At 47.4% G+C, this 25584-nt stretch carries 27 protein-coding genes and 1 rRNA gene; 15 read left to right on the top strand and 13 right to left on the bottom strand.

The features are described from left to right. Positions 1-607: ribosomal RNA gene (locus NL645_RS20395) — 16S ribosomal RNA — on the bottom strand; the annotation flags it as partial. Between the two features lie 495 nt (positions 608-1102). On the opposite strand from NL645_RS20395, the gene NL645_RS20390 reads away from it, so the two are divergent. Beyond that, positions 1103-1651 carry a gamma carbonic anhydrase family protein gene (locus NL645_RS20390; protein WP_005394003.1) on the top strand — a complete coding sequence of 183 codons (549 nt, stop codon included), beginning with the start codon at positions 1103-1105 and terminating at the stop codon, positions 1649-1651. A 7-nt stretch (positions 1652-1658) separates the two neighbouring features. On the opposite strand, the gene NL645_RS20385 is transcribed toward NL645_RS20390, so the two are convergent. The 4 genes from NL645_RS20385 to NL645_RS20370 all read right to left on the bottom strand — a co-directional run bounded on the left by NL645_RS20385 (position 1659) and on the right by NL645_RS20370 (position 4383). After that, the gene (locus NL645_RS20385; protein ID WP_005497408.1) at positions 1659-1922 is read right to left on the bottom strand and encodes a DUF1488 domain-containing protein; all 264 of its coding nucleotides are present in this window, start codon (positions 1920-1922) and stop codon (positions 1659-1661) included. A gap of 3 nt (positions 1923-1925) precedes the next feature. Beyond that, complete coding sequence (gene aroE, locus NL645_RS20380) at positions 1926-2759, bottom strand: shikimate dehydrogenase (protein ID WP_104971080.1); 834 nt, start codon at positions 2757-2759, stop codon at positions 1926-1928. A gap of 101 nt (positions 2760-2860) precedes the next feature. Beyond that, complete coding sequence (gene hemF, locus NL645_RS20375) at positions 2861-3778, bottom strand: oxygen-dependent coproporphyrinogen oxidase (RefSeq protein WP_065645011.1); 918 nt, start codon at positions 3776-3778, stop codon at positions 2861-2863. 47 nt (positions 3779-3825) lie between these two features. Then, a complete protein-coding gene (locus NL645_RS20370) occupies positions 3826-4383 on the bottom strand; it encodes an L-threonylcarbamoyladenylate synthase (RefSeq protein WP_005394015.1) in 558 nt (185 codons plus the stop codon). Between the two features lie 198 nt (positions 4384-4581). Here NL645_RS20370 and purE point away from each other — a divergent pair, with 198 nt between their 5' ends. Continuing rightward, positions 4582-5067 (top strand): 5-(carboxyamino)imidazole ribonucleotide mutase, encoded by a 486-nt coding sequence (gene purE / locus NL645_RS20365; protein WP_017635614.1) that lies wholly within the window; start codon positions 4582-4584, stop codon positions 5065-5067. 4 nt (positions 5068-5071) lie between these two features. Then, the gene (locus tag NL645_RS20360) at positions 5072-6199 is read left to right on the top strand and encodes a 5-(carboxyamino)imidazole ribonucleotide synthase (protein ID WP_253652309.1); all 1128 of its coding nucleotides are present in this window, start codon (positions 5072-5074) and stop codon (positions 6197-6199) included. Positions 6200-6268: 69 nt separating this feature from the next. On the opposite strand, the gene NL645_RS20355 is transcribed toward NL645_RS20360, so the two are convergent. The 4 genes from NL645_RS20355 to NL645_RS20340 all read right to left on the bottom strand — a co-directional run bounded on the left by NL645_RS20355 (position 6269) and on the right by NL645_RS20340 (position 9586). Continuing rightward, entirely contained in the window at positions 6269-6838 is a 570-nt protein-coding gene (locus tag NL645_RS20355) for a type I DNA topoisomerase (RefSeq protein ID WP_253652308.1), read from the bottom strand. 78 nt (positions 6839-6916) lie between these two features. Continuing rightward, positions 6917-7396 carry a DUF494 family protein gene (locus NL645_RS20350; RefSeq protein ID WP_005379074.1) on the bottom strand — a complete coding sequence of 160 codons (480 nt, stop codon included), beginning with the start codon at positions 7394-7396 and terminating at the stop codon, positions 6917-6919. Positions 7397-7398: 2 nt separating this feature from the next. Next, positions 7399-8508: a DNA-processing protein DprA gene (dprA, locus tag NL645_RS20345; RefSeq protein ID WP_253652307.1), complete on the bottom strand. Its 1110-nt coding sequence runs from the start codon at positions 8506-8508 to the stop codon at positions 7399-7401. Further along, positions 8492-9586 (bottom strand): LysM peptidoglycan-binding domain-containing protein, encoded by a 1095-nt coding sequence (locus tag NL645_RS20340; protein WP_253652306.1) that lies wholly within the window; start codon positions 9584-9586, stop codon positions 8492-8494. The genes dprA and NL645_RS20340 overlap by 17 nt, the downstream gene beginning before the upstream one ends. A gap of 138 nt (positions 9587-9724) precedes the next feature. Between NL645_RS20340 and def the strand changes: the two genes are divergently transcribed. From def to NL645_RS20310, 6 genes are all read left to right on the top strand, one after another. Then, the gene (gene def / locus NL645_RS20335; RefSeq protein WP_005379068.1) at positions 9725-10243 is read left to right on the top strand and encodes a peptide deformylase; all 519 of its coding nucleotides are present in this window, start codon (positions 9725-9727) and stop codon (positions 10241-10243) included. A gap of 33 nt (positions 10244-10276) precedes the next feature. After that, a complete protein-coding gene (gene fmt / locus NL645_RS20330; protein WP_253652305.1) occupies positions 10277-11224 on the top strand; it encodes a methionyl-tRNA formyltransferase in 948 nt (315 codons plus the stop codon). An 82-nt stretch (positions 11225-11306) separates the two neighbouring features. Then, complete coding sequence (rsmB, locus tag NL645_RS20325) at positions 11307-12590, top strand: 16S rRNA (cytosine(967)-C(5))-methyltransferase RsmB (protein ID WP_253652304.1); 1284 nt, start codon at positions 11307-11309, stop codon at positions 12588-12590. Positions 12591-12653: 63 nt separating this feature from the next. After that, entirely contained in the window at positions 12654-14030 is a 1377-nt protein-coding gene (gene trkA, locus NL645_RS20320; protein WP_005394041.1) for a Trk system potassium transporter TrkA, read from the top strand. 9 nt (positions 14031-14039) lie between these two features. Next, positions 14040-15485 carry a TrkH family potassium uptake protein gene (locus tag NL645_RS20315; protein ID WP_006742925.1) on the top strand — a complete coding sequence of 482 codons (1446 nt, stop codon included), beginning with the start codon at positions 14040-14042 and terminating at the stop codon, positions 15483-15485. Positions 15486-15510: 25 nt separating this feature from the next. Then, complete coding sequence (locus tag NL645_RS20310) at positions 15511-16095, top strand: DUF3157 family protein (protein WP_248382021.1); 585 nt, start codon at positions 15511-15513, stop codon at positions 16093-16095. Positions 16096-16133: 38 nt separating this feature from the next. On the opposite strand, the gene NL645_RS20305 is transcribed toward NL645_RS20310, so the two are convergent. Continuing rightward, positions 16134-16787 (bottom strand): hemolysin III family protein, encoded by a 654-nt coding sequence (locus tag NL645_RS20305; RefSeq protein WP_005394044.1) that lies wholly within the window; start codon positions 16785-16787, stop codon positions 16134-16136. A 70-nt stretch (positions 16788-16857) separates the two neighbouring features. Beyond that, positions 16858-17664 (bottom strand): sporulation protein, encoded by an 807-nt coding sequence (locus NL645_RS20300; RefSeq protein WP_005394045.1) that lies wholly within the window; start codon positions 17662-17664, stop codon positions 16858-16860. A gap of 296 nt (positions 17665-17960) precedes the next feature. On the opposite strand from NL645_RS20300, the gene NL645_RS20295 reads away from it, so the two are divergent. The 5 genes from NL645_RS20295 (at position 17961) to NL645_RS20275 (ending at position 21963) form a co-directional block, all read left to right on the top strand. Beyond that, complete coding sequence (locus tag NL645_RS20295; protein ID WP_005379043.1) at positions 17961-18128, top strand: hypothetical protein; 168 nt, start codon at positions 17961-17963, stop codon at positions 18126-18128. Positions 18129-18294: 166 nt separating this feature from the next. Beyond that, positions 18295-18561 (top strand): YihD family protein, encoded by a 267-nt coding sequence (locus NL645_RS20290; RefSeq protein WP_048625604.1) that lies wholly within the window; start codon positions 18295-18297, stop codon positions 18559-18561. A gap of 308 nt (positions 18562-18869) precedes the next feature. Then, the gene (gene ccoG, locus NL645_RS20285; RefSeq protein WP_005379038.1) at positions 18870-20291 is read left to right on the top strand and encodes a cytochrome c oxidase accessory protein CcoG; all 1422 of its coding nucleotides are present in this window, start codon (positions 18870-18872) and stop codon (positions 20289-20291) included. A 48-nt stretch (positions 20292-20339) separates the two neighbouring features. Beyond that, positions 20340-21326: a serine/threonine protein kinase gene (locus NL645_RS20280; protein ID WP_253652310.1), complete on the top strand. Its 987-nt coding sequence runs from the start codon at positions 20340-20342 to the stop codon at positions 21324-21326. Between the two features lie 34 nt (positions 21327-21360). Beyond that, positions 21361-21963, top strand: a complete 603-nt coding sequence (locus tag NL645_RS20275) for a thiol:disulfide interchange protein DsbA/DsbL (RefSeq protein ID WP_005379036.1) — start codon at positions 21361-21363, stop codon at positions 21961-21963. A 45-nt stretch (positions 21964-22008) separates the two neighbouring features. Here NL645_RS20275 and NL645_RS20270 read toward each other — a convergent pair whose 3' ends face one another. Continuing rightward, positions 22009-22887 (bottom strand): acyltransferase, encoded by an 879-nt coding sequence (locus NL645_RS20270; protein WP_114324056.1) that lies wholly within the window; start codon positions 22885-22887, stop codon positions 22009-22011. Positions 22888-23036: 149 nt separating this feature from the next. On the opposite strand from NL645_RS20270, the gene NL645_RS20265 reads away from it, so the two are divergent. Then, positions 23037-23993 (top strand): DUF2860 domain-containing protein, encoded by a 957-nt coding sequence (locus NL645_RS20265; RefSeq protein ID WP_253652303.1) that lies wholly within the window; start codon positions 23037-23039, stop codon positions 23991-23993. Positions 23994-24050: 57 nt separating this feature from the next. Here NL645_RS20265 and NL645_RS20260 read toward each other — a convergent pair whose 3' ends face one another. Further along, a complete protein-coding gene (locus tag NL645_RS20260; protein ID WP_253652302.1) occupies positions 24051-25574 on the bottom strand; it encodes a YifB family Mg chelatase-like AAA ATPase in 1524 nt (507 codons plus the stop codon). Positions 25575-25584: the final 10 nt, after the last annotated feature.

Genomic DNA, 25584 nt, shown 5'->3' with positions numbered 1-25584 from the left:
CTTAACAAACCACCTGCATGCGCTTTACGCCCAGTAATTCCGATTAACGCTCGCACCCTCCGTATTACCGCGGCTGCTGGCACGGAGTTAGCCGGTGCTTCTTCTGTCGCTAACGTCAAACAACGCCGCTATTAACGACGCCGCCTTCCTCACGACTGAAAGTACTTTACAACCCGAAGGCCTTCTTCATACACGCGGCATGGCTGCATCAGGCTTGCGCCCATTGTGCAATATTCCCCACTGCTGCCTCCCGTAGGAGTCTGGACCGTGTCTCAGTTCCAGTGTGGCTGATCATCCTCTCAGACCAGCTAGGGATCGTCGCCTTGGTGAGCCCTTACCTCACCAACTAGCTAATCCCACCTAGGCATATCCTGACGCGAGAGGCCCGAAGGTCCCCCTCTTTGGCCCGTAGGCATCATGCGGTATTAGCCATCGTTTCCAATGGTTATCCCCCACATCAGGGCAATTTCCTAGGCATTACTCACCCGTCCGCCGCTCGACGCCGTTATCGTTCCCCGAAGGTTCAGATAACTCGTTTCCGCTCGACTTGCATGTGTTAGGCCTGCCGCCAGCGTTCAATCTGAGCCATGATCAAACTCTTCAATTTAAGATTTTGTTCGGCTCAATGAATACTGAACATTACATAAGTAATGTTTGAATTGACTGTGCTGAGTCTTGCGACTCAATGGTCACTTCGTTTCATTGAAACCTAATTTGAAACCGAAGTATCTAATTGGATTATCATCAACGAGTGCCCACACAGATTGATAGGTTTATATTGTTAAAGAGCTTTTCTGTTGAGCTTTGCTCAAAACAGGACGGCCATTTTAGCGAGTTAAAGTTTAGTGTCAATCACTTTCTTCAAACTTTCTTCAAGCGTTTCCGCTTGGCTAATTTGGCTTGCTAACTTGGCTTTCGTTTCTTTCGAAGCGTTGCCGTGTCAGCGAGGTGGCATTATAGAGATTGCGATCACATTGGCAAGCCCTTTTTCACGTTTTTTTTGATTTTTTTATCGTTTGGGTGTTTTTTATTCTAAAAGGCGAGTTTTCACTACTATTCTACCTCCATGTCCCCTGTAATCGCCCCTAATAAAGGAGAAAAGATGAGCTCAATTAGAAGCTACAAAGGTATAAAGCCTCAACTTGGTGAGCGTGTTTACGTTGACTCAACCTCAGTGTTAGTCGGAGATATCCGTATTGGGGACGATTCTAGCATTTGGCCTTTAGTAGCGGCACGAGGCGATGTGAACCACATTCACATTGGTGATCGAACGAATATTCAAGATGGCAGTGTTTTGCATGTCACCCATAAGAACGCCGAAAACCCAAACGGCTACCCACTTATAATTGGCAATGACGTTACGATTGGCCACAAAGTGATGCTGCACGGTTGTGAGATACACGATCGTGTATTGGTTGGTATGGGGGCGATTGTTTTAGATGCTGTCGTTATTGAATCAGAGGTGATGATTGGAGCGGGCAGTTTAGTACCGCCAGGAAAGAGATTAGAAAGCGGTTATCTTTATGTCGGTAGTCCAGTAAAACAAGCTCGCCCTCTATCAGAGACAGAACGAGCTTTTTTGCAAAAGTCTGCCAATAACTATGTTCAAAACAAAAACGACTACTTACATGAAGTAGAAGACTTGAACTAAAGGTCTGTTAGCCAATGATAATATGGCCTTCTTCGTTGAAGGCTTCATCTTCTATTAACTCTTCTGCTATTTCTTCCAGATCAAATCGGTAGTCAATAAAAGCGGCGATCACGGCCTGCTCCGTATCTAACTCTGAGCCAGATAACTTTTCTAACTTTTGTTTCGTCACAAAGCATTCTATTAGCGCACCAGATTGTTGCGCCGCAAAGTTTACTGATTGTGATACTTCATCCCATGATTGCATGTCTGGGAATAAGATGGATTGATTCATCGCTTATTGACCTTCAAGGTTCTTTCTTAATTCACGCAAAATCTGTTTGGCTCCTGGACGAAGACCGCGCCATAACATAAAACTCTCAGCAGCTTGGCCAACTAACATACCTAAACCATCATAAGCATGTGCGGCACCATGTTGCTTAGCCCATTGGTTAAATGTGGTATCACCTTTGCCATACATCATGTCGTAGCTTGTACTATTGGCGGCGAACACCGAGGAAGAGATCGCAGGTAACTCACCACTCAATGATGCAGACGTAGAGTTGATTATGACGTCGTACTCTTCAGCAATGGTATTCATCTCTTTTGCTGTAACAAGGCCATACGCAGAAAACAATTCTGCCAATTCTTCGGCTTTGAAAAATGTACGATTAGTTATCGTTAGAGATGTTGGTTTTTGATCGAGCAATGGTTTAATCACTCCTCGAGCGGCACCACCAGCTCCTATGATCAGGATACGTGCACCTTCTAAAACGACTTGATGTTGCAACAAGTCTTGCACTAAGCCTGCACCATCAGTGTTATCACCAATGATTTCACCATCATCAAGCTTCTTAAGTGTATTCACTGCTCCAGCAAGCTGAGCACGCTCAGTCAAACGGCTGGCAAATTGATAGGCATCTTCTTTAAAAGGCAAGGTCACGTTACAGCCTTTACCGCCATCAGCAAAAAATGCTTTCGCCGCCTCGATAAATCCACCCACAGGCGCACATTCTGCGGTGTATGTTAGGGACTGATTCGTTTGACGAGCAAAGAGTGTATGGATAAATGGCGACTTGCTGTGCCCGATAGGGTTACCAAACACGGCGTAACGATCGATTTGCGGGGTCATTTCCTTACCTTTATTCCTTACTTAGATATAGAGAAAACAGGGCCATCTGATTACAGATGACCCTATCACTATCTATCTATATAGAAAAGGAGATTCCGTGCTTACCATTCGCGTGGTTTCAGGTATCGATCGTAAAGTTCGGCTTCAGGCGTTCCTGCTTCTGGTTCGTAGCGGTACTCCCATCGCGCTAACGGCGGCATCGACATCAGAATCGACTCGGTACGCCCACCACTTTGTAAACCGAATAAAGTGCCACGGTCGTACACTAAGTTGAACTCAACATAACGACCACGACGGTAAAGTTGGAATTCACGTTCGCGCTCGCCATATTCGATGTCTTTACGACGAGACACGATCGGCAAATAAGCTTGGCAATAGCCTTCACCCACCGCTTTGATGTAATCAAAACACTTATCAAACTCCCAGTGATTCAAATCATCAAAGAACAAACCACCAACACCACGAGTTTCATTTCGGTGTGGCAAGAAGAAGTACTTATCACACCACGCTTTGTGTTCAGCATATACTTCTTCACCAAATGGGGCACAGATTGCCTTAGCTGTATCGTGCCATGACTGACAATCTTCTTCGAAAGGATAGAAAGGAGTCAGGTCGAAACCACCACCAAACCACCAAATTGGTTCTTCGCCCTCTTTCTCGGCGATAAAGAAACGCACATTCGCATGAGAAGTTGGGACGTAAGGGTTTTTGGGATGGATAACCAAAGAGACCCCCATCGCTTCAAAACGGCGACCCGCTAGCTCCGGACGATGTGCCGTCGCAGATGCTGGCATTTCTTTCCCTTCTACATGCGAGAAGTTCACCCCACCTTGCTCGAAAACAAGGCCATCACGCATAACACGTGAGCGCCCACCGCCACCAAGACGTTCGCCCGGTTCACGATGCCATGCATCCTCGACAAAGACGGCCTCTCCATCTTCTTGTTCTAACTGCTGACAAATGGAGTCCTGAAGTGACATCAGGAACTGCTTTACGGCGTGTTTATCGATTGCTGACATACGTTATTACCTATTACGTGATACCGGTTGATGACTGGCAAGCAGGGTTAGCCCTGTCTTAATATTTGTGAAGTCTTGGCGTCACGAATCTCGCTGGGTTTATCACGACCGCTGGTTTCACCACGAAGAATGGCCACCAGCTTGTCACCCAATTGCTCTTCGACTTCTTCCGTGGTCATACACGGTGGCAAGCCGGAAAGATTCGCGCTGGTAGAGGTTAACGGCTTTCCGAATGCATTACACATCTTTTGAACCAAAGGATGATCAGTCACACGAACTGCAATTGAATCAAACTGCCCTGAAACCCAGTTGGATACTTTATCGCTCGCTGGCATGATCCAAGTGTATGGGCCTGGCCAAGTAGCATGAACAGTCTGTAATTGTTCTTCAGTCAACTGAGATTCATCAATATACGGCAAGAGCTGCTCATAACTTGCAGCGATCAGAATCAGCCCTTTTTCCACCGGGCGCTGCTTGAGCTCCAGCAGTTTTTGAATTGCTTCTGGGTTATCTGGATCGCATCCGACACCAAAAACCCCTTCTGTTGGGTAGGCAATCACTTCGCCTTGTTGTAGTGCGTTGAGCACTTGTTCAAAGTTATCCACCGATTACTTCCTGATTGTCTGACTGTATTATTTTCACTAAGTGTACAAATATTCATTCTCAGACACTAAAGCAATTTTTTATAAAATGTATCAATAGCGTCAACAACAAGACGCAAACGTTTGCTTGAGATAAAAATCCCCGTATAATGCGCACAAATTTATCAGCTCACCTAATTTTGCAGCTTGAAGGAGTTTGAGATGAAAGTCGGTATCATCATGGGTTCTAAATCCGATTGGCCAACCATGAAACTAGCAGCGGACATGCTAGACCAATTTGGCGTACCTTACGAAACAAAAGTCGTGTCAGCACACCGAACTCCTCAATTACTGGCGGACTACGCCAGTGGCGCAAAAGAACGCGGCATCAAAGTTATCATCGCAGGCGCAGGTGGTGCAGCCCACCTACCAGGTATGGCTGCTGCGTTTACTAGTTTGCCAGTGCTTGGTGTTCCCGTTCAGTCTCGTGCACTGAAAGGTATGGATTCACTGCTCTCTATTGTACAGATGCCAAAGGGAATTGCGGTTGGTACATTAGCGATTGGCGAAGCGGGCGCAACAAACGCAGGTATCCTAGCAGCGCAAATCCTAGGCACTCATGATGAAAACATCATGGCGAAGGTAGAAGCGTTCCGCAATGAACAGACGGAAACCGTACTGGCTAACCCAAATCCAGCTGAGGATTAATCAGATGCAAGTACTGGTTCTTGGTGCGGGTCAGTTGGCTCGCATGATGTCTCTGGCTGGTGCGCCATTGAATATTCAAATTTCAGCTTACGATGTCAGCAGCGGTGATGTCGTTCATCCTTTAACTCAACAGGTACTTGGCCATGGCTTGGAAAATGCGATTACGCAAGTTGATGTGATTACTGCCGAGTTCGAGCATATTCCACATGACGTGCTCAAGGTTTGCGAAGCGAGCGGCAAGTTCCTACCAAGTACGCAAGCCATCAAAGCAGGTGGTGATCGCCGTATTGAAAAAGCACTGCTTGATGATGCTAGCGTGCGCAACGCGAAATACTACGTGATTGAAACTCGTGAAGACTTTGAGCGCGCAATTGAACACGTTGGTATGCCAATGGTTCTGAAAAGTGCATTGGGTGGTTACGATGGTAAAGGTCAATGGCGCTTAAAAGACGCTTCTCAAGTCGACGACATTTGGACTGAGATGGCAGAGTGCATCGCGGCAACACCTACTCAAGCGATTGTTGCTGAAGAGTTTGTTCCTTTTAACCGCGAAGTATCACTTGTAGGTGCTCGCGGTAAAGATGGCAGCGTTGAAGTGTACCCTCTAGCAGAAAACGTTCACATCAATGGCGTACTGAGCTTATCCACCGCAATTGATGCGCCAGAACTGCAAGCCCAAGCCAAGCAGATGCTCACGGCCGTCGCAGATAGCCTAGATTACGTTGGTGTATTGGCGCTCGAATTCTTTGATGTCGATGGCACACTGTTAGTGAATGAGATTGCCCCACGAGTGCACAACTCCGGTCACTGGACACAGCAAGGTGCAGAAACCTGTCAGTTCGAGAACCACCTGCGCGCCGTATGCGGCTTGCCGTTAGGCAGCACCAAACTGATTCGCGAAACCTCGATGGTGAATGTTCTTGGTGAAGATACGTTGCCAGAAGCGCTTCTCGCCATGGATGGTTGTCACATCCATTGGTACGGCAAAGAGAAGCGTGAAGGGCGAAAAATGGGTCACATCAACGTATGCGGTGACTACCCAGGAGAATTACACCGTAGGTTGTGCGCTCTCGCGGATGTCTTAGATCCAATGGCATTCCCAGCCGTGCACGAGTTTGCGAAACAAGCATAACGCTAAAATCTAGCCCCAAAAACCACAAAGGGTCGCACGATGCGACCCTTTTTAATTCCTTTGATGTATTTACCCTTGTTGGGTGTGCTGGCACTTACGATTGGCACATTGCAATTTCACACCACTGGCGAGTTTCTTCTCCACCAACAACGTAAAACCACATTCTTCGCATCTCCCTTTAACCGGAGGGAGATTCACTGCAAATTTGCATTTAGGGTAGTTATCACATGCGTAGAAAGTTTTACCAAAGCGCGTCTTACGTTCAACTAAATGACCTTTACCACATTCAGGACACGCGTGTTGCTCTTGCGGCTGCTTTTCTGGCTCAGGTTGATTGATCGACTCAATATGATGGCAAACCGGATAGTTACTGCAACCAACAAACATGCCATAACGCCCTTGGCGTAATACCAACTCGTTACCACAATCTGGACAAGGAACGCCAAGCTCTTTGACGATGTGGCCATCATTATTGTGCAGGGCTTTGATGTAATCACAGCTTGGGTAGTGGCTACAGCCAAGAAAGGGACCGTGTTTGCCATGTTTGAGGATCAATTCACTGCCACATTTAGGACACGGCTCGTGTTCCAATGCGTGTTCATGGGCAGAGAAAAGGGTGTTGTCGATTTTACTACTCATACTTACCGTTTCGTGAAAAACACACCAAAAGACAAGCTCGCGTTCTTGATAGCTAAACTCGAACTTGCCTAGATTGGGTTAGTGAAGAATCCCTTGTTCCTTGGTGTACAACAGCTCTTCCATTAGCGTATAAGCGTTTTCATTACCAGGCACATTAAACAGCACCATCAAAATGATCCATTTGAGGTCTTCAAGCTCAAACTCGCTCGTTTCTAGACCCATCACTCGGTCAATCACCATTTCGCGAGTTTCTGTGGTTAACACATTGATTTGCTCGAGAAACAATAAAAACCCTCGGCATTCCAAGTCTAAACGCTGCATCTCTTTCGCTGTGTAGATACGAGTTGATGACGAAGCCATGCAAGTCGAGATTGCAGAAGAGGTGTCACTTTGCTGCAATGCGGCAAGCTCTTCTAACCAGACAAGGGCTTTGTAGATATCTTTTTGTTGGAAGCCTGCACGGAGCAACTCTTCTTCCAACTCGTCTTGTTCGACCTGTAACTCTGCATCGCTATGGATGTAGGTTTCGAATAGATACATCAGTATATCCATCATCATAGCTAGCCCCTCCCCTTTCGAATATAGCCACCTGAAACCGCAACGACATGCCCAGAGAGTTCTAACTCTAAGAGCTGCATCATGACTTCCTGGACAGGTATATTGGTCCTGTTTGCAAGAATATCAACCGGTGTAGCTTCACTTCCTACGTTAGCTAACAGCTGAGGAAATGGCAATTCTTCTTCATCATTTAACGTAGAAAATAAATCGGTACTCTGATTAATAGACCAATCAAGCAAAGACTGTATTTCATCTAAGACATCTTTCGTCTTTTCTACGAGGCAAGCACCATGACGTATCAACTGGTTGCCACCGCTGGCATTAGGGGCATTTATCGAGGCTGGCAGCGCAAATACTTCTCGACCTTGATCAAGCGCGTAACGAGCAGTAATTAACGAGCCACTCCTTTCCGCCGCTTCCACAACTAACACACCTAGCGATAATCCGCTAATAATGCGGTTTCGACGCGGGAAGTTTTCCGGGCGCGGCTTGGCATTGGGGCGAAACTCAGACACCAAAGCCCCATGTTCAATAACACGTTGCGCTAAACCACGATGACGTGCCGGATAAATATTTTCTAAGCCAGATCCCAGCACCGCAATCGTCTTACCTTTGGCTTGCAACGCACCATCATGCGCATGACCGTCAATGCCTAAAGCTAGACCACTAGTGACAATAAAATCGTGCTGAACAAATTCTGCTGCAAAGTGGCGTGCATGCTGTAAGCCATCAATACTCGCATTTCGGCTGCCAACCATTGCTATTTGTGGCTGCGAGAGACAAGTAGAATTTCCTTGAACAAAAAGCAGAGGTGGCGGCGCAACGATTTGTTTGAGTTGAGGTGGATAACGCGGGTCAGTCAGTGTCAGGATATGATGATTTGTAGAAGCCTCAAGCCAGCTTAAACAAGCATCGACTTCTTTATCTGTTGAAGCCCAAGCTTGAATTTGCTTAGTTGTTAACCCAAGTTGTTGTAGCTGTTCAGGAGAGAAGTTTACGATGTTACGTGGCGTGTCTCTTGCCAGTAGCTTATTCATTTTGACGCCGCCAATGCCTGGTAAACAACTCAGTTTTAACCAGGCAGCGAGATCATCCTTATTTCGTCGATTCATCGATGATTAATTCGTCCGCCAACGGTGACACCACCGAAACATCTTGGTTAATGGGTTTCGTACTGTTAGTGATCAGTGCCAAGCTAAAGTACTCATAAGGACGAATGACCAGCAACTCACCAACTTTGCTTTGAGGCAAAGTGATTTTCTTATCAAGCACGCCAAACTCTTTCTTGAACTCATCGCCATCTTTGTAAACGGGGTGCGCGTCTTCTTTTAAATCAAACACACTGCCTTGTTTCAGACTGTCAGACGTACCTTTATCAATCACCACGACTTGGTTGGTTGAGCTAAAGCGAATACCTTCGATATTGCCTAGCAACTTTGCAGAACTGCCTTGTGGCGACGGCATAGGGTAGAACGTTGTTGTGAAGTCAGTGTTCTCAACCGATTGATTTGGCAACGCGATATCGTTGCGCAGGATTTCTTGCAATTGAGACGTGATCTTCAAACCAGAATAATCGCTCGAAGCCTCAACGAGTTCGCCTTTTGCAATCAAACGCAGCGCAGTGATCTCTTTAGACACATCGTCACGCGAAAAGGTTTCTACCGGTCGGTAAATAGCCCAGCCTGTAGCGGTCTGCTTGCCATCGATGTACAGCACATCTTCTGCCGTCAGATACTTACTGCCTTTGCTGCTACCCATCACTTTTGCTGCACTGTTCAACGCATCTTGATCCAGCAATCGATCCGATTTGAGGTACGGCATCACTAAACCTTCCGCGACCGTTGGTACCGCTTTCTTTTCCGTGATGCGTGCTTTCGGGCTAAGCTTCTTAACTGGTTTTAGGCTTAACACGGGCTGACCGTTAATCCACACCAAAGACAGCTTATCTCCGGGATAAATTAAATGAGGGTTGTCGATTTCCGGGTTTACTTGCCATAAACGAGGCCACAGCCACGGGCTATCTAGGTACATAGCCGAAATATCCCATAGCGTATCGCCCTTCACGACTACATATGTTTGTGGCGCATCATCTTTAACAGTTAGTGGTTTCGCATCCACATTTGCTACAGCGTTGAAAGAGAAAAGTAACGGCAACGTAACACTGGCAACGTTGCGGAAAATTCGATTCATGACCCTCGTCCTTGGTCTATTAAGCAGGAACCAGAATGGAAATTGGTGCAAGGATGCTGTCATTTAGGCTATAAAATGTCTAGAATTGAGCCAACAAGGTTTGTGCTGTTTCGGCACAGTTCAATATTTCGAGTGAATATGTCTGTATTACAAGTATTAACATTCCCGGATGATCGCCTGCGCACAGTCGCAAAGCCTGTTGAAGCGGTGACGCCTGAGATTCAAAAAATCGTCGATGACATGATTGAAACCATGTACGACGAAGAAGGTATTGGCCTTGCTGCAACGCAGGTTGATATCCACAAACGTATCGTAGTGATTGATATTTCAGAAACTCGCGATGAGCCGATGGTGCTAATCAACCCTGAGATTCTGGAAAAGCGTGGCGAAGATGGCATCGAAGAAGGCTGTCTGTCGGTACCAGGTGCACGCGCACTTGTGCCTCGCGCTGCAGAAGTTACCGTTAAAGCACTGGATCGTGATGGCAAAGAGTTCACCTTTGAAGCCGACGACCTGCTAGCGATTTGTGTTCAACACGAGCTTGATCACTTACAAGGTAAGCTATTCGTGGATTACCTATCTCCACTGAAACGCAAACGCATTCAGGACAAGCTAGCAAAAATCAAACGCTTTAACGAGAAGCAGCAAAACGCTTAATCTCGACCCATACCAATTAGAAGGAAGTCTACCTTGAGTCAGTCTTTACGTATTGTCTTTGCAGGTACTCCGGATTTCGCCGCCCGTCACTTGGCGGCGTTGTTGTCTTCGGAGCATGAAGTCATCGCGGTTTATACAAACCCAGATCGACCAGCGGGTCGTGGCAAGAAATTGGCTGCGCCACCGGTAAAACAACTGGCGCTGGAACACAACATCCCGGTTTACCAACCTGAAAGCTTTAAGTCCGACGAAGCGAAACAAGAACTTGCCGACCTGAACGCCGATCTCATGGTTGTCGTGGCATACGGTATGCTACTGCCACAAGCGGTTCTTGATACCCCTAAACTGGGTTGTATCAACGTACATGGCTCTATCCTACCTCGTTGGCGTGGTGCGGCTCCAATCCAACGCTCTATTTGGGCGGGCGACGCAGAAACGGGCGTGACCATCATGCAGATGGACATCGGTCTCGACACTGGTGATATGCTGAAGATTGCAACGCTGCCAATCGAAGCGACAGATACCAGCGCTTCAATGTACGAAAAATTGGCTGAGCTTGGCCCAGAAGCCCTGATTGACTGCTTAGCCGACATTGCTGCGGGTAAAGCAGTGCCAGTGAAGCAAGACGATGAGCTAGCGAACTACGCGAAAAAACTCAGCAAAGAAGAAGCACGCATTAACTGGAACGACGATGCGGCTCACATTGAGCGCTGCGTTCGTGCATTTAACCCATGGCCAATGAGCCACTTTGAGGCGGCAGAAAACAGCATCAAAGTATGGCAAAGCCGTGTGGCAGAGCAAACCAGTGACAAGCCAGCCGGCACTATCGTGCAAGCAGATAAAACCGGTATTTATGTTGCGACAGGCAACGGCGTACTGGTGCTAGAACAACTGCAAGTTCCTGGCAAAAAAGCCATGTCAGTTCAAGATATTCTGAACTCACGTGCATCTTGGTTTGAAGTTGGCACCCAACTGGTTTAAAAAGCCAGACAATAGTGTCAAAGACCAATAATACGAACTTTTAGAGGGCAGAGATGCCCTCCTTTACTTTAAGGTACTCATCATGAATGTTCGCGCTGCGGCTGCCAACGTCTTGTATCTTGTCGTCGACAAGGGCCACTCACTTTCAAGCGCTCTTCCAGCGGCTCAACAAAACGTACGACCACGTGACCACGCTCTTCTTCAAGAGATCTGTTACGGCGCTCTACGTTACCTCCCTCGCCTAGAAATGATTGCAAACCAGTTGATGGATAAGCCGCTAAAAGGCAAACAACGCGTTTTCCATCACCTTATTTTGGTAGGCATTTATCAGCTAAGCTTCATGCGTATTCCTGCGCACGCTGCAGTCGGTGAAACGGTTGAAGGTACTAAAGAGCTGAAAGGCCCTCGTCTACGCGGTCTTATCAACGCGGTATTGCGTAACTACCAGCGCAACCAAGAAGAACTAGACCAAATGGCGGTCAGCAACAATGCGGGCAAGTATGGCCACCCAAGCTGGTTACTTAAACTGCTGCAAGAAGCTTACCCAGAGCAATGGGAAAGCATTGTTGAAGCCAACAACCAAAAAGCGCCAATGTGGCTGCGTGTAAACCACCAGCACCACACTCGTGATGAATACCTAACGCTACTCAAAAATGAAAACATTGATAGCACGCCACACACACAAGCAATGGACGCCCTAAAATTGGCCGCGCCATGCGATGTGATGAAACTGCCGGGCTTTGAAAAAGGTTGGGTATCGGTGCAAGATGCGGCAGCACAGCTGTCGATTAACTATCTTGAACCAAAAGATGGCGAGCTGATCCTAGACTGCTGTGCAGCACCGGGCGGTAAGACGGCACACATTCTTGAGCGTACATCAGGCAGCGAAGTGGTTGCCATTGACTGCGACGACACACGTCTTAAACGTGTGCACGAAAACCTGAAGCGTCTCAACCTTCAGGCAAAAGTGGTTTGCGGTGATGCGCGTAATCCACAAGAATGGTGGCAAGGCGAGCAATTTGATCGCATTTTGCTGGATGCCCCATGTTCTGCGACTGGCGTGATTCGTCGTCACCCAGACATAAAATGGCTACGTCGTGCAGACGACATCGCCGCATTAGCAGAGCTACAAAGTGAAATTTTTGATGCCATGTGGACGCAACTGAAACCCGGCGGCACAATGGTTTACGCGACTTGTTCAATCACACCGCAAGAAAACGTGGAGCAAGTAAAAGCGTTTTTAGCACGTACCGCGGATGCGCAACTGCTGGATTCTGATCCCGACCAGCCTGGTCGTCAAATTCTACCAGGCGAAGAAGACATGGATGGTTTCTACTACGCAGTGCTAACCAAAACACACGCGTAACAGCATGCTAAATAGGGCGATTGGAGTGATTTCAATCGCCTTTTTCAGATACGAGAAAAGAGTATGAAGATCATTATTCTTGGTGCAGGTCAGGTTGGCGGCACACTGGCAGAAAACCTAGTGGGTGAAAACAACGACATCACCATCGTCGACAACAATGCCGACCGACTGCGTGAATTACAGGACAAATACGACCTGCGTGTGGTCAATGGTCATGCGAGCCACCCCGACGTGCTGCACGAAGCTGGTGCGCAAGACGCCGATATGCTCGTCGCGGTGACCAACACTGATGAAACCAACATGGCCGCCTGCCAAGTCGCGTTCACTCTATTCAACACCCCAAACCGCGTTGCACGTATTCGCTCTCCAGAATATCTGGCCGAAAAAGAAGCCCTGTTTAAATCTGGCGCTATTCCTGTTGATCACCTTATCGCCCCAGAAGAACTCGTTACGAGCTACATCGAACGTCTGATCCAATACCCGGGCGCGCTGCAAGTGGTGAGCTTTGCTGAACAGAAAGTCAGCCTAGTGGCGGTAAAAGCCTACTACGGTGGCCCGCTGGTGGGTAATGCGCTGTCTGCTTTGCGTGAGCACATGCCGCACATCGATACCCGTGTGGCGGCGATTTTCCGTCAAGGTCGCCCGATTCGTCCTCAAGGCACCACCATCATTGAAGCCGATGATGAAGTGTTCTTCGTCGCCGCAAGCAACCATATTCGCTCAGTGATGAGTGAACTTCAGCGCCTAGAAAAACCGTACCGCCGCATCATGATTGTTGGCGGGGGTAACATTGGTGCCAGTCTCGCAAAGCGCTTAGAACAAAACTACAGCGTGAAGCTGATTGAACGTAACTACCAACGTGCAGAAAAACTGTCAGAAGAGCTAGAAAACACCATCGTGTTCTGCGGCGACGCGGCAGACCAAGAGCTTCTCTCGGAAGAGAACATCGACCAAGTCGACGTCTTCATCGCGCTGACCAACGAAGATGAAACCAACATCATGTCTGCGATGTTGGCAAAACGCATGGGCGCGAAAAAAGTAATGGTGCTGATCCAACGTGGCGCTTATGTAGATCTGGTACAAGGCGGCGTAATTGATGTGGCGATCTCACCACAACAAGCGACCATTTCCGCCTTGCTGACGCACGTGCGTCGCGCTGATATCGTAAACGTGTCCTCACTTCGCCGCGGCGCTGCGGAAGCCATTGAAGCCGTCGCTCACGGTGATGAAAGTACATCCAAAGTGGTTGGACGTGCGATTGGAGATATTAAGCTCCCACCTGGGACCACCATTGGTGCTATCGTTCGTGGCGAAGAAGTCCTTATTGCCCACGACCGTACGGTCATCGAGCAGGATGACCATGTGGTGATGTTCCTGGTCAACAAAAAATACGTATCAGACGTCGAAGCGCTATTCCAGCCGAGTCCATTCTTCCTCTAGGATTTTCCTATGGTCAACTTACGTCCCGTACTGTTTGTTATCGGGCTGGTTTTATCCAAACTGGCCCTGTTTATGTACGTGCCGACTTTGGTCGCTTTCTTTACCGGTACGGGGGGATTCCTCGATTTCGCCCAAGCCGTTGTGATCACGCACCTTGCCGCCTTCATTTGCCTAACGATCGGTCGAACCGCCAAGTTCAAACTCAGCGTACGCGATATGTTCCTCATCACCAGTCTGGTTTGGACCATCGCGAGTGCGTTTGCCGCCTTGCCATTTGTGTTTATCAACCACATCAGCTTCACCGACGCCTACTTCGAAACGATGTCGGGTATCACCACGACGGGCTCAACGGTGCTCAGTGGCCTAGACAACATGGCGCCGAGCATCTTGCTGTGGCGCTCTATTTTGCAGTGGCTTGGGGGGATTGGTTTTATCGTAATGGCGGTGGCGGTGCTACCTATGCTCAATGTCGGTGGTATGAAGCTATTCCAAACCGAATCATCAGATTGGTCGGATAAAAGTAGCCCGAGAGCGAAAACGGTCGCCAAAAACATCGTAGCGGTTTATTTGATGCTTACTGGCTTATGCATTGTGGGCTACTTGGTCACCGGCATGAACCTGTTTGAAGCGATCAATCACGCCTTTACCACGCTATCAACGGGCGGATACTCTACATCCGACGGGTCGATGAACCACTTCTCTAATGGCGCACACTGGGTGGCCACTACCTTTATGTTCTTAGGTGGCTTGCCATTTTTGCTCTTCATCGCCGCGTTACGTAAACGCCGTATTGATGTGTTGGTTAACGACGCTCAAGTTCGAGGATTCGCGTACCTGTTCGTGTTCTCAAGCTTAGTGATTTCAGCTTGGTTAGTGATTCGAGACGGATACACCATTTTGGATGCGCTACGAGTGTCGATGTTTAATATCGTCTCTGTCGTCACCACAACCGGCTTTGGCTTAGAGGACTTCACCGCGTGGGGCGCATTACCCACAACTCTTTTTGCCTTCTTAATGATGGCGGGCGCATGTTCGGGGTCAACGTCTGGTGGGATCAAAATCTTCCGTTTCCAAATCGCAATGACACTGCTGAACAAACAAATGATGAAATTGATTCACCCTTCAGGTGTGTTTGTACAGCGCTACAACCAACGCCCAGTGAATGATGACATTGTTCGCTCAGTGGTCGCGTTTGGCTTGATGTTCTTTATCACCATCATCTTTATCGCGGGTTGCTTGAGTGCGCTGGGTTTAGACCCCATCACTAGCATCTCTGGTGCCATCACTGCGGTAGCCAACGTCGGCCCAGGTATGGGAAGCGTGATTGGACCGACGGGTAACTTCGCGCCTCTGCCAGATACCGCCAAGTGGCTTCTGAGCTTTGGCATGTTGATGGGCCGCTTGGAAATTCTGACTATTCTTGTACTGTTCTTCCCTGCGTTTTGGCGCCGTTAAGCAGACACAAATAAAAGGTATAACAATGAAAACATGGATCACTCTGGCGACCCTACTTGCCGCCTCATCCACATACGCCGCTGAAGTCATCACTTTAGCCGATGGTCGAGAAGTGAAGTTAAACGATGACTTTACTTGGGAATACGTCATGAAAAAACCTGCGCAGCAAGCAACAGAGACGCAAGCGACAATAGGCGCGGTTGAAACGATCGCAGCTCCCGCAATTGCGACAATTCCAGTTGTGACGAAAACTGTTGGCACTACTGTGGTGGTAAACGCCAAAAAGCCAACCATGCAGCTGTCTGACTCTGGTGTCGACGTACTGATTGGCTCCGCGAGCTATCAAGATGGTGAGCTCGTACTGCCAACGTCCATTACCAATCAAAGCTCACAATCGGTGATTCAAGTTGAAGTGGAAGTTCTGGTATTTGATATGTCTGGCCAGCAACTGGCGAAAGAAAAAGTCACAGTTTGGCAATCCATCAAGCGAATGGCGGATACTTACCTGCGACCAAAGCAAGCAGAACAGGGTAAAAGCATCAAACTGGCAGTGCCGCAGTCTCAGCAATACCAGTTTTCAGCCAAAGTGTTAGAAGTGAAAACTCGTTAATGTGATAACACATGTTTTGTCGAGTTCATATCTATCCGTTAGATAGGCTCGACAAAATAATAAATTGCGAAGAAGTGACACACACAACCCGCTAAAACGAAGCCGTGCCAAATCGCATGATTGAATGGAATACGCTTCGCAACGTAGAAAATCACCCCCAGTGAATACACAATCCCACCAGCTGCGAGTAATGTCAGTCCGCCAATATCCAAGTTGATCGCCAACTGATAAATCACAATCAACGACAGCCAGCCCATGACCAAATACGTCATCAAGGAAAGCTTTTTAAATCGGTAAACAAACGCGACTTTCATGATGATGCCGAGTAGAGCGATGGTCCAGATAACAATCATCAAACCAAACGCGAGCGGCGTACGTAAACTCACCAACAAAAAAGGCGTATAACTGCCAGCAATGAGCAGATAAATGGCGCAGTGATCGAAAGTTTTTAGCCATCGTTTAGCGTTGGGGTGCGGAATTGCGTGATACAGCGTCGAAGCCAAAAATAGCACGATAATACTCGCACCGTAGACAGCCATACTGGCCAGCGTCAGCGTATCAGCTTGCTGGTCTATGGCTTTGATTAGCAGCAGTATCAGGCCAACAATACCAAAAATCATCCCAATGCCATGAGTGATGGTATTGGCCAGTTCTTCGCGTTGACTGTATTGAGGTTTCTGCAGTTCAGACATCAATGCGCCTATACTAGAGTTTGAAATTTGCTCTAGTATGGCACATTAGGCTTACACGTGTAAGCTTAAATTAAGACTCATGAACGGCCGTGGTTTGATCGAGATAATTAAGTACAAGTTCACCCACTTGATCAAGCTTAGTCGTGGCTGGAATGGTCAACTCTCGTTTGAGTTTTCCGCTACCCAGTAAGCTTGCGAGCATGCCACCCTCGCCCTTGCGTGTGCGGTCAACTTCAAACCATAATTTGAGTTCTTGCTCGCTACGATGAGCGACAAATTCTAACTCACGCCACACGCCATGGTATGGCCCGTCAGTCGGCACCATCTCAAATTCTTGCACAAATGGCAGGTCGAACCCTTTTACTTCCTCACACTCCACTTGGCGAATACGCAAACCTTGCGCTTCAAATGCGGATAACACCGCATCCATTAGTGGATCAGGTCGAACGGTGAGGATGTCTTTATCGGTCGGGTCTAAAGCAGCAGCAACGTCCAAGCCGGTTTCGAGCCACACTTTGGCGTCACCAATGGTGACAGGCGTATTCCAAGGCACATCGAGCTGAACATCGAAGGTACGCTCTTCGCCGGAATGGATGGTAAACGCATAAGGGAGGCTCCACTTAGCAAGCACATGAGTCTGAGGTACTCGGCGCATGCTGTGTCCTTCTCGCGCACCACGGTCATCAGGAGCTTCCGCGATATAGCGACAACACAGTTTTAAATCGATGTTGTCGATCGCTTGTTCAGTGGCACCACCATAAACATGGATAGACACATCCACACTTTGACCAGGATATAGCACGTCTTGATTTAGGATTGAGTCGACCTTAGCGCTCCCAATCCCAAAACTGGCAAGTGTCTTCTTCAAAAATGACATAGGCACCTCCTTCGTCGAGATCTCATACTACTACTGCTGATCGTGGGATCAAACAAAAATTGCCTCGAACATCGCGACAAAATGACAAAATCTAAACAATTCAATTGCTCAACTATCGACCAATTATTACAAGGATGCTAATCTTACACTTGATATGCATGCATATCGGTATTCCTGACTCATTAACTGGATTGGCGAGAGCCAGAAGAGTGATTCTTCAATCTTGTTGGAGCCTAGCTCATAATGATTCAGGCCATTACATCGGCAATGGATATGCCTGACAGTTAGGTAAATTAATGCGCCCAACAACAGTCAGGTTCGCACACACTAATACTAGTGCAATGCGCCGCCGCAGTGGCTTTACTACTGCACCAAAGGCAAAGCAAGTTGCGCCAGCAATGACATTGGTTGAGAAGACAGCAATGATGTCGAGTGTTCCGGCCAAAGTTATCAAAGCAGCTTAATCAAAAGCGCGGCGCCAGCTGCGCTTTTTTCTTTGCACGCGACTCAAACCACCTCAACGACTTAGAACAAAACACAGTGAAATAGATAGTTTTTCCTATTTGGTCTTCGCAAAGCAATTTGGTACCTTTACAGCTAATTACACCTATAAATTCTGTGGAGAAAGAAATGAAGTGTCATCGCATTGAAGAGCTGCTTGAGCTACTAGAGCCTGAATGGCATAAAGACCAAGAAATGAACCTACTGCAGTTCATCGTGAAGCTAGCGAAAGAAGCAGGCTACGAAGGTAAGCTAGAAGATCTGACCGACGATGTACTGATCTACCACCTTAAAATGCGTAATAGCAGCAAAGATGAAATGATCCCTGGACTCAAAAAAGACCAAGAGGACGATTTTAAAACGGCGATCCTACGCGCTCGTGGCATCATCAAATAACCAGCTCAACAGCCAGTATTCTTTAAGCGACTCTCTCTGTGAGTCGCTTTTTTATAACCAAAGTTTTTAGTCCCACAATTGGTTATAACTGTTCAGCCAATTATCAGGTTAACTGTACTGATTTTTGTTGTTAAACATTGACTGCGTTAAAGAAACGGAATTGTTATTGATTGTATAATCGCCGTTCATCAGTATTTACTAAAATAATTATGTTCGGTCATCTTTATGACGGAACGAGCAGCAATGTCATCGAGCGACATCAATAGAAATGACGCCGTACATTATAAAAGCCTAAGAAGGATGAGTGCATGAGTCAGGACAAGATCGATATCAAAGATGTGACTCCTAAAACCTATAATCCCAAAACCCATAAAGGAAACGGGGATCGGTTCAACCCAAGTAATCGCATCTATGTACGCGAAAGCAAAGGGACTTACCAGAAACTGCGTCGTTACGGTGGTTGGTTCTTACTGCTTCTCTTCGCTTTGATACCGTGGATCCCTTACGGTGAACGTCAAGCGATCTTGCTTGATATTGGCAACCAGCAGTTCAACTTTTTCGGTACCACCCTGTACCCACAAGATCTTACCCTACTCGCCTTGCTGTTTGTGATCGCGGCGTTTGGGTTGTTCTTTATTACCACCTTCTTAGGTCGGGTTTGGTGTGGCTATCTCTGCCCACAAACCGTCTGGACCTTCATGTATATCTGGTTTGAAGAGAAGCTCGAAGGTAGTGCCAATAAACGCCGTAAACAAGACTCCAATAAGCTGACGGCGAATTTAGCGATGCGTAAAGCCGTCAAACATATAGCTTGGTTTGCCATTGCACTCGCCACTGGTTTTACTTTTGTTGGCTACTTCGTACCAATGAAGCAATTGGTTATCGACTTTTTCACCTTTAACGCCAACTTCTGGCCCGTCTTTTGGGTAATGTTCTTTGCCATTTGTACTTATGGTAATGCTGGTTGGATGCGTTCCATCATGTGTATTCACATGTGTCCTTACGCGCGCTTCCAGTCTGCCATGTTTGATAAAGACACCTTCATCGTTGGCTACGATGCAAAACGTGGGGAAAAACGTGGCCCACGTCCGCGTAAAGCCGATCCAAAGCAGCTTGGTTTGGGGGATTGTATTGATTGTGATTTGTGTGTGCAGGTGTGCCCAACAGGTATCGATATTCGTGACGGCTTGCAGTATGAATGTATCAACTGTGGCGCCTGTATTGATGCGTGTGACAACACCATGGATCGCATGGGCTACGAGAAAGGCCTAATTAGTTACACCACCGAGCATCGCTTATCGGGTAAGAGTACCAAAGTCATGCGTCCGAAGCTGCTAGGCTATGGTGCCGTACTACTCGTCATGGTCGGTCTTTTCTTTGCCCAAATTGCAGCGGTAGACCCAGCCGGCATGAGTGTTATTCGCGACCGTAACCAACTGTTCCGCGTTAATAGCTCGGGAGAAGTAGAAAACACCTACACCCTCAAGGTGATCAACAAAACTCAGCAAGTGCAAGAGTACTCGTTGGATGTTGAAGGGCTATCCGATGTAAGCTGGTACGGTAAGCAGACAATTCAGGTCCAGCCAGGTGAGGTATTGAACCTGCCAATGAGTCTTGGTGCCGATCCTGACAAGCTAAACTCTGCGATTACGACAATTCAGTTTATACTCACCGATAAGAGCAACGAATTCACCATTGAAGTGGAAAGCCGATTTATCAAGAAGCTATAACTTCGATGACTAATGGAAAAAGGCTCAGTAATGAGCCTTTTTGTTTATATGTCCCAAAGTATGTTTAACTTTGACGCCCTTACCCCAGACTTTATGTGGTACGCGTTAGAAAGCATCGGCGTTCGCGCAGAATCAGGCTTTCTTCCCCTCAATAGCTACGAAAACCGTGTTTATCAATTTACTGACGAAGAGCGTCGTCGTTATGTCGTCAAGTTTTACCGTCCTGAACGTTGGAGCAATGAACAGATCCAAGAGGAGCACGACTTTACTTTAGAGCTGATTGGCAATGAGATCCCCGTCGCACCACCTGTGCGCATCAACGGTGAAACCCTGCATCACTATCAAGGCTATGCTTTTGCGCTGTTTGATAGCGTGGGTGGTCGCCAATACGAGGTTGACAATTTAGATCAGCTCGAAGGTGTAGGGCGTTTCCTTGGCCGAATCCATAAAGTCGGCAGCCGCCAAGCCTTCCAACATCGCCCTACGATCGGCTTACAAGAATACCTGTATCAACCAAGAGAGATTCTGCAAAACGCCAACATGATTCCAATGCACTTGGAGAACAGCTTCTTCAATGACTTGGATATGCTGATCAAATCGATTGAAAGCCACTGGCAAGAAAGCTTCAATATCATTCGTTTGCATGGCGATTGCCACCCAGGCAATATTTTGTGGCGAGATGGCCCTATGTTTGTTGATTTGGATGACGCTCGTAACGGCCCTGCTGTGCAGGACTTATGGATGCTACTGAACGGTGAACGCCAAGACAAACTTATGCAGCTGGATATTGTTTTAGAAGCTTATCAAGAGTTTTGCGACTTTAACCCCGCAGAATTGAAACTAATTGAGCCACTTCGCGGTCTACGAATGGTGCACTATATGGCATGGCTAGCAAAACGTTGGCATGACCCTGCGTTTCCTCTCGCTTTTCCATGGTTTAATGAGCCAAAATACTGGGAAGGTCAGGTCCTTGCATTTAAAGAGCAGATCGCCGCTTTAGAAGAAGCACCGCTGTCTTTAATGCCTCAATGGTAAGTCAGGCCACAAATTCAAAAATGGAGATATTTCGATGAAAAAACTGTTCGCACTGTTTTCTATGCTGATGCTAAGCCTGTCGGCACATGCAGCGCAATTCAAAGAAGGTGAACATTACAAAGTATTGGATCTTGAGGCATCAAAAAAACCTCTTGTGACGGAGTTTTTCTCTTTCTACTGCCCGCACTGTAATAGCTTTGAACCTGTTATCCAGCAACTGAAAAAGCAGTTGCCAGAAGGCACTAAACTACTAAAAAACCACGTTTCTTTCATGGGTGGCAACATGGGCCCATCAATGAGCAAAGCCTACGCGACCATGGTTGCACTAAAAGTGGAAGACAAAATGGTGCCAGTGATGTTTAACCGCATCCACAATCTAAAGAAGGCGCCACGTAACGATGAAGAGCTTCGCCAAATCTTCCTTGATGAAGGTGTAGACGCGAAGAAATTCGACTCTGCATTCAAAGGCTTTGCGGTTGATTCCATGGTTCGCCGTATGGACAAGCAATTTGAAAACAGCGGTCTAACCGGCGTTCCTGCGGTTATCGTTAACAACAAATACCTAGTTCAAGCACAAAGCATCAAGACGATGGATGAGTACTTCTCTCTGGTGAACTACTTGCTGACACTAAAATAAGCGCATCGATATCAATCAAAAGGGGAGCTCATCGCTCCCCTTTGTTTATTTGTAAATCTCTTGTAGCAACCGATCTTTTTCTTGCCACACATCACCCAACCATTGCTGAAATTGTCGCTTATAGGGCTTATCGTTAAAGTAATCACCAAGCACTCGTTCATCGACGGGCAACACATTCACACGCACAACAACCTTGCCCATTCGGCCCATTAATAAATCCTTGAATGGCTTATTTGTATTTTCTGGGTACGCCAGCGTCACATCGATAATGTTCTCGAACTGCTCCCCCATTGCCGCTAACGTGTATGCGATCCCGCCCGATTTTGGTTGCAGCAAATATTGGTAGCTCGCCTTGCTCTTACGCTGTTTTTCTTCGGTAAATCGAGTGCCTTCGACATAATTAACCACTGTGGTTGGGGCATTTTTGAACTTGGCGCACGAGCGACGTGTCGTCTCTAAATCTTGACCTCGTTTGTGCGGGTTGCGGATCAGATACTCTCGCGAATAACGACGCATAAATGGCATGTCGAGCGCCCAACACGCCATCCCAATGAAAGGCACATACAACAGTTGTTGTTTGAGGAAAAACTTCGGCATAGGAATGCGATCTTTAAACACACAGCAAAGCACCACAATATCGGTCCAACTGAGATGATTACTGATCAACAGATACCACCCGTCTTTTTTCAGCGCCTCACCGCCCTGAACATCCCAGTCAACACGGTTAGAAACCGCCAAAATGCCCGCATTGACTGTAGCCCATAACCACATCACCTTGTTGGCACAAGCGGTCGCTTTCGCTTTTAGCTCCACGCTTGGAAGCAATACTTTAAACACAGCGATAATACAAATTGCGAGTGAACACAGCGCAGAATTGAGAATCACAAAAGAAGCGTTAAAAAAAAATAACAAATATGCCAACATGATAGTCAAACAACAGTGATAATGTGTGAAGAATAAAACAGCGTGTAATTATACTGCGCCTTTGCCACATTGGAATATGCGTGGGAATGGTCAGATTTGTTACCTCAACCAATATTTGCACCACTCATTCGACAATAAGGAGATAACGAATGAAACCAAGGCTAATTCTCTTGCCTTTGGCCTTTGTCGTCAGTTCTGCTCAGGCTCAACTCGCTGAAACCACAGGTTTTGGCGGTGAAATTTCGCTGAATGCCGGATTTGTATCATCAGAATCCAACTTCAATACGGAAAATAGTAACACCATCGATTCTCTCGATAAGCGCGCCGATAGTGACAGTTCCGTTATCGCTGCGCCGCTAGGAAGCATTACTTACACTTTTGGTAACCGACTCAATCACCAAGTGTACGCGGGTACCACACGTTCCGATGTCGCGGTTGGTACACTCGCTTTTCAGCTGGGCTATCAACACGAGTTGCCATCCGGCACCGTGCTCGATATTTCCTATCTACCGACCGTGCTCAAAAGCGAAACTTGGCGTAACCCATATCAAGTCGGAATCGCCCGTCAAGAAACGGATGTGGACGGCAATGCCTATCGCTTTCAAATCAAGGGATTGATTGATAAAAACTTCAACCTTGATCTCGCTTATGCTGATAAAGACATTGAGCAAGAAGAAGTAACGGACCGTTCACTCGCTCGCGATGCGAGCCTTTACTACGTTAAAGGTGACTATCGGATTTCACTTAATCAAACATCCATGTTGCAACCCGCTTTCACCTACATCAATCAAGATGCCGACGGTAAGGCGGAATCATTTGATTCGTACGGGTTTGACATCAGCTGGTTTAAATTTATCAACCGCCATCGATTGGCCCTCACCGCAGGTTATGCATGGAAAGACTATCAAGCCGCTAGCCAAACTTTTGCTAAAACACGAAATGACGACACCTTCAGCCTATTTGCAGCCTATGAATATCAAAACGTATTTGACTGGCAAAACTGGTCGTTCATCTCTTTAGCCGGCTACAGCCAAACGGAATCCAATATCACGTTCTATGATGAGAAAGAGTACCTGTTGTCTCTTGGTCTCAACTACACCTTCTAACGTCCTTCATCGCAACAAGGCACTTACAACACTTGTTGCGGTGATATTTGCACGTCTCTATACCGCTTGCGCCGTGAGTTGTTTCAGTAAGCGATCCATCGCTCGATACCCAAGCGCCTCGGCTAAGTGCGCTCGTTCAATCTGCTCCGCCCCATCAAGATCTGCTATCGTTCGTGCTACTTTGATAATGCGATGATACGCGCGAATCGAAAGCCCCAAACGATGTAAAGCGGTTTCAAGAAACTCCGCATCACTTTTGTGTAAGGGGCAAAACGCCTCGATTTCTCGACTGCCTAACAGTGCATTTACCTTACCGCTGCGGTTCAACATATTGGTACGCGCATGATTCACACGTTCTTTAACGATAGCGGTCGGCTCACCGCGATCCCCACCTTCTGCTAATGTTCCTTTGGGCAAAGCTGGGATTTCTAAAGACATATCAAAGCGATCTAACAGTGGTCCAGATAATCGACCAAGGTAACGCAAAATAGCTTGTGGATTGGTGCGAGCTTGATTGCCTTCGTAATATCCTGTCGGACTTGGGTTCAATGCTCCAACTAATTGGAAGCGAGCCGGAAAGCGTGTTTTACCTTGCGCTCGAGAGATAATGATCTCACCAGATTCGAGCGGTTCGCGTAACGAGTCCAGCACCTTTCGGTCAAATTCGGGCATTTCGTCGAGAAACAACAAGCCGTTGTGGGCTAAAGAGATCTCCCCGGGTCTGGGTACCGAGCCACCGCCAACTAATGCTGCCATTGAACTTGAATGATGCGGCGAACGAAACGGACGCGACTTCCAATTATGCTCATTAATTTCACTTTGTGTCAGCGATGCCACCGAAGCGGTTTCCATTGCTTCTTCGTCACTCATCTCCGGTAGTAAGTCACACAAGCGCGAAGCCAACATGGTTTTCCCGGTACCTGGCGGGCCAAGGAAAAGTAAGTTGTGGTTTCCAGCGGCAGCAATCTCCAGTGCGCGCTTACCTTGTTGTTGGCCAATAATATCTTGTAAGTCTCGACCATGTTTTTCGATCGTTTTTCGCTTAGGCGCTTGAAAAAGATTCAGTCGATGTTGACCACAAAGCTCAGCACATACTTCCAGTAATGATTGGGCCGATTTATGTTGTTCCTTCCCCACCAGCGCCGCCTGATCGCCATTGACATGTGGGACCACTAAATGACGTTGAATCTTACTGGCTTCCAGCGCAGCAGGCAGCACACCTTTTACAGGTCTCAGACCACCAGATAGCGCTAACTCGCCAACAAATTCGTAGTTTTTAAGCTTATCTGTCGCGATTTGCTCCGAAGCGGCCAAAATCCCTAATGCGATAGGAAGATCAAAACGCCCTCCCTCTTTGGGCAAATCTGCTGGAGCTAAATTAACGGTGATCCGCTTAGCTGGAAACTGAAAATTAGAATTAATGATCGCGCTACGAACGCGATCTTTGGACTCTTTTACCGTCGTCTCTGGCAGCCCTACCAAGGTAAACCCGGGCATACCATTGCTAATATGAACTTCTACACTAACCGATGGCGCTTGCACCCCGACGCTTGCTCGACTATGAATGATTGCCAGCCCCATACGTTCCTCA

Origin of the sequence: Vibrio sp. Y51_MX_L26 (genome assembly GCF_024181935.1) — a bacterium.
In the GTDB taxonomy this organism is placed as follows: Bacteria; Pseudomonadota; Gammaproteobacteria; order Enterobacterales; family Vibrionaceae; genus Vibrio; species Vibrio diabolicus.
This window is presented reverse-complemented; position numbering and strand designations above follow the sequence as displayed.

Bases quoted from the DNA above. Each gene is read 5' to 3' on its own strand.
- NL645_RS20390 (WP_005394003.1), top strand. From the start codon at position 1,103: ATGAGCTCAATTAGAAGCTACAAAGGTATAAAGCCTCAACTTGGTGAG.
- NL645_RS20385 (WP_005497408.1), bottom strand. From the start codon at position 1,922: ATGAATCAATCCATCTTATTCCCAGACATGCAATCATGGGATGAAGTA.
- aroE (WP_104971080.1), bottom strand. From the start codon at position 2,759: ATGACCCCGCAAATCGATCGTTACGCCGTGTTTGGTAACCCTATCGGG.
- hemF (WP_065645011.1), bottom strand. From the start codon at position 3,778: ATGTCAGCAATCGATAAACACGCCGTAAAGCAGTTCCTGATGTCACTT.
- purE (WP_017635614.1), top strand. From the start codon at position 4,582: ATGAAAGTCGGTATCATCATGGGTTCTAAATCCGATTGGCCAACCATG.
- NL645_RS20360 (WP_253652309.1), top strand. From the start codon at position 5,072: ATGCAAGTACTGGTTCTTGGTGCGGGTCAGTTGGCTCGCATGATGTCT.
- NL645_RS20355 (WP_253652308.1), bottom strand. From the start codon at position 6,838: ATGAGTAGTAAAATCGACAACACCCTTTTCTCTGCCCATGAACACGCA.
- NL645_RS20350 (WP_005379074.1), bottom strand. From the start codon at position 7,396: ATGATGATGGATATACTGATGTATCTATTCGAAACCTACATCCATAGC.
- dprA (WP_253652307.1), bottom strand. From the start codon at position 8,508: ATGAATCGACGAAATAAGGATGATCTCGCTGCCTGGTTAAAACTGAGT.
- NL645_RS20340 (WP_253652306.1), bottom strand. From the start codon at position 9,586: ATGAATCGAATTTTCCGCAACGTTGCCAGTGTTACGTTGCCGTTACTT.
- def (WP_005379068.1), top strand. From the start codon at position 9,725: ATGTCTGTATTACAAGTATTAACATTCCCGGATGATCGCCTGCGCACA.
- rsmB (WP_253652304.1), top strand. From the start codon at position 11,307: ATGAATGTTCGCGCTGCGGCTGCCAACGTCTTGTATCTTGTCGTCGAC.
- trkA (WP_005394041.1), top strand. From the start codon at position 12,654: ATGAAGATCATTATTCTTGGTGCAGGTCAGGTTGGCGGCACACTGGCA.
- NL645_RS20315 (WP_006742925.1), top strand. From the start codon at position 14,040: ATGGTCAACTTACGTCCCGTACTGTTTGTTATCGGGCTGGTTTTATCC.
- NL645_RS20310 (WP_248382021.1), top strand. From the start codon at position 15,511: ATGAAAACATGGATCACTCTGGCGACCCTACTTGCCGCCTCATCCACA.
- NL645_RS20305 (WP_005394044.1), bottom strand. From the start codon at position 16,787: ATGTCTGAACTGCAGAAACCTCAATACAGTCAACGCGAAGAACTGGCC.
- NL645_RS20300 (WP_005394045.1), bottom strand. From the start codon at position 17,664: ATGTCATTTTTGAAGAAGACACTTGCCAGTTTTGGGATTGGGAGCGCT.
- NL645_RS20295 (WP_005379043.1), top strand. From the start codon at position 17,961: ATGCGCCCAACAACAGTCAGGTTCGCACACACTAATACTAGTGCAATG.
- NL645_RS20290 (WP_048625604.1), top strand. From the start codon at position 18,295: ATGAAGTGTCATCGCATTGAAGAGCTGCTTGAGCTACTAGAGCCTGAA.
- ccoG (WP_005379038.1), top strand. From the start codon at position 18,870: ATGAGTCAGGACAAGATCGATATCAAAGATGTGACTCCTAAAACCTAT.
- NL645_RS20280 (WP_253652310.1), top strand. From the start codon at position 20,340: ATGTCCCAAAGTATGTTTAACTTTGACGCCCTTACCCCAGACTTTATG.
- NL645_RS20275 (WP_005379036.1), top strand. From the start codon at position 21,361: ATGAAAAAACTGTTCGCACTGTTTTCTATGCTGATGCTAAGCCTGTCG.
- NL645_RS20270 (WP_114324056.1), bottom strand. From the start codon at position 22,887: ATGTTGGCATATTTGTTATTTTTTTTTAACGCTTCTTTTGTGATTCTC.
- NL645_RS20265 (WP_253652303.1), top strand. From the start codon at position 23,037: ATGAAACCAAGGCTAATTCTCTTGCCTTTGGCCTTTGTCGTCAGTTCT.
- NL645_RS20260 (WP_253652302.1), bottom strand. From the start codon at position 25,574: ATGGGGCTGGCAATCATTCATAGTCGAGCAAGCGTCGGGGTGCAAGCG.